The sequence below is a fragment of the Streptomyces sp. NPDC005151 genome (assembly GCF_053599875.1).
In genome coordinates, this window is sequence record NZ_JBSFYR010000178.1 from 1 (window position 1) to 2,819 (window position 2,819).

At 65.9% G+C, this 2,819-nt stretch carries 3 protein-coding genes and 1 pseudogene; 1 reads left to right on the forward strand and 3 read right to left on the reverse strand.

The features are described 5' to 3' along the window. Positions 1 to 329 precede the first annotated feature (329 nt). Positions 330 to 581: a hypothetical protein gene (locus ACWD6R_RS39210; protein WP_451823133.1), complete on the reverse strand. Its 252-nt coding sequence runs from the start codon at positions 579 to 581 to the stop codon at positions 330 to 332. 333 nt (positions 582 to 914) lie between these two features. On the opposite strand from ACWD6R_RS39210, the gene ACWD6R_RS39215 reads away from it, so the two are divergent. Next, the gene (locus tag ACWD6R_RS39215) at positions 915 to 1,202 is read left to right on the forward strand and encodes a hypothetical protein (protein WP_451823134.1); all 288 of its coding nucleotides are present in this window, start codon (positions 915 to 917) and stop codon (positions 1,200 to 1,202) included. A 17-nt stretch (positions 1,203 to 1,219) separates the two neighbouring features. Here the strand turns inward: ACWD6R_RS39215 and ACWD6R_RS39220 are convergent. Both ACWD6R_RS39220 and ACWD6R_RS39225 read right to left on the reverse strand, forming a co-directional pair. Then, positions 1,220 to 1,324, reverse strand: a pseudogene (locus ACWD6R_RS39220) (IS5-like element IS4811 family transposase); the annotation flags it as partial. A 47-nt stretch (positions 1,325 to 1,371) separates the two neighbouring features. Next, positions 1,372 to 2,505: a glycosyltransferase gene (locus ACWD6R_RS39225; protein ID WP_451823135.1), complete on the reverse strand. Its 1,134-nt coding sequence runs from the start codon at positions 2,503 to 2,505 to the stop codon at positions 1,372 to 1,374. Positions 2,506 to 2,819: the final 314 nt, after the last annotated feature.

Below are 2,819 nucleotides of genomic sequence, written 5' to 3' on the forward strand. Positions count from 1 at the left end.
GGCTCGGTCCGCCTGAAGGGGCAGAGCTACTATTCCGGCGACCTTTCGCTCTACCAGGTATTGAAGCCCGAGGCGGCCTCCGCGAGGATCTTCAAGGGCGGGCAGAACTCCACCTCGTCCCGGGAGGTTCACGACTACTGGCGGCGTTGGGCTCAGAGCGGCGACAAGGTGTGCACCGGCCACCCAGGCCACCGTGAAGTACAGCGGAGGAACCATCGCGCGGAACATGGTCGTCGCCAAGAAGACCTCGAGCGCCCGTGTCATCGGGGGCGACTCCGGCGGCCCCGTCTACACCGTGGACAGCTCCGGACGGGCCTACGCCAAGGGCATCATCTCGGGCGGTGGCGGTGGCGGCAGCGCCTGCGCAGCACATCTCGCGGCAGCCGGTGCAGCAGCGCGGCAAGGAACGCCCGGTCGGTCGGCGTGAACCGCACCCGCTCCCCACCCAGTTGGCGCTCCAGTACCGTGATCTGGTGGCGCAGCGCCAGGATCTCGACGATATTGTCCCGGTCGCTCATCGACAGCAAGCGCAGCATCGCGAACGCGTTCGTCACACCGAAGTAAGCCAGTCGCAGCAGCATGACGGATCATCATGCCGCGGTGATCACCAACCGCGCGAGGGCCCGGTGCCATCAGCCACAGCTGGCATGCCCCAGCCCCCGCACACGGCTCCCACCAGGATGGATGAGTTTTCGGCAAGGGCACCATCGGGTTCCCGCAGGCCAGGGTGGTGACGCTGACCGAGACCGGTACGCACGCGACGATCGACGCGCGGATAGGCAGCTTCAAGGGCGGTGGTGGCGAGCCCGCGCTGGCGACAGAGATGGCCAGCAGTGCCGCCGGCATGCTGGTGATCATGGACCGGCCTTCCCCGTGTCGCACTGTGGAAGGCATAGACGCAGACCGGAGCACACTTGCTGATCAGAGCCCGCACCTTCGTCGCCGCGAAGCCCATGGAGGTCTTGCCTGACGGGACCTATCTGACCCGGATGAATCTCGCCGGGCAGCGGCGCTCCCATCCGGGCGGGGTGAGAGTGAGGGTGATCGACTACCAGTTCGACGAGGGCAAGACAACCAGGCTGCTGACCGACCTGCTCGATCCGGTGTCGCAGTACATCGTGCGCAAGAAAGACCAGGTCAGGCGAGGCACACGACGGGTTCCGGAAAAGGTCATCACCCTTACGCCCGCGATACTTCAGTAGCTCAAGCAACGGCATTGACCGGTGTCGACGACGTAGCGGATCGCGTCCACGATCTCCCGGCGGGGATGTTCCTCCAGCCGGTCGCCGGTCGGGGTCTGGCAGGCCGGTGTCGGCAGCCTTGGCCAGGCGGCGCACCAGCGTTCTGTGGGCTCTGCTGGGCGACAACCGGCTATTCACCACCACCCCACCAGTCGCTCAGGCAGCTTGACTTCCCGTCCGGGCTCCCGCAGGTGCGTGCCGTCGACCAAAGGGACCCCCACACCTCGGAGAGGCGCTGGGCGGGGAACTCGCGGTTGGCAAGCGTCTGCTTGCGAATGTCCTCGGGCAGATCAGGCATGGCGAGGAGCCGGTCGCATGCCTGGTAGGAGCCCGCCCAGTCGCCCACGCAGTACGCAGTGATCGAGAACTCGAACAACAATCCCCATCGGTACACCCAGGGGTTGACGAACAGCAGGTCGTCCGGAACAGGCTGGTTGAGAGCGGCGGAGGCGAAGGCATGTGCGGCCCGGTAGTGGCCCATGACACGTAGCCTTGAGCACAGTTGGTAGCAGGCTTCCAGCCGCTGGGGCCGTGTCTCCCAGGCCCGCACGAGCGCATCCATGGCGCCTGGCCAGTCGCCCGTCTCGGCCTTGAGGATGCCGGCCTGGAGCTGCGAGAAGTAGACCTCTTCTGGCCAGCCTCCCATGGCGGCGCGACCCTCGAACAGGGCGATGGCCTCTTCCTTCCTTCCCATGTCGCGCATGGTCTGAGCCAGGTAGAAGACAGTGCGGGGGTTGTCTGGGTCTCGCTCGAGTTCGGCACTCAGCAGACGTGCGTCACGCTCGGCCTTGTCGTGACGCGATCCGCCGTCGGCATGGTCCACGATGACTAGAGCGTCGAGTTTTGACTGATCGGCCGACTCGTCGGTGGTGAGGTATTCGTGGGTGACACCTTCATAGCGCCAGGCGATGTCCCCTCTAACCAACCGCTTGATCCAGTACTCGACGGTGCCTTCGTGCCGCAACATATAGGCGGCGGCCGTCAGCGGCGGCAGGGCATCGTCCTGCCGGATCTCATGGTCGGCATCGAGCAGGAGCAAGTAATCGGCCTTCCCACATGCGTGGCTGATGCTCAGGCTGCGGTTGTGACCGAAATTGACCCACGGCTCCTCGTGAAGCTCGCCAGGGACGTCCCTGAGTGCGTTGCGGATGATCTTCTGCGTGCCGTCCGTGGACCCAGTGTCGGAGATCACCCAAGTGGTGATGAGGTCACGGACCGAGGCGAGGCAGCGTTCGATGACGCCGGACTCGTTCTTTACGATCATGCATAGGCAAATGGACGACTGCATAATCATCACTGTTCCCTGACGGACTGAGCGCGCTGGTTGCGAGGAGCCTGGCCCCGGGCCTGCGCGATCGGGCGCAGGCCCGGGCGGCAGCCCCCTCCGCGTCATTTCCGGTCTCACACACCGCCCGTCGGGACACCGCCCGTCGGGACACCACCCGTCGGCACACCACCCGTCGGCACACCACCCGTCGGCACACCACCCGTCGGCACACCACCCGTCGGCACACCACCCGTCGGCACACCACCCGTCGGCACACCACCCGTCGGCACACCACCCGTCGGCACACCACC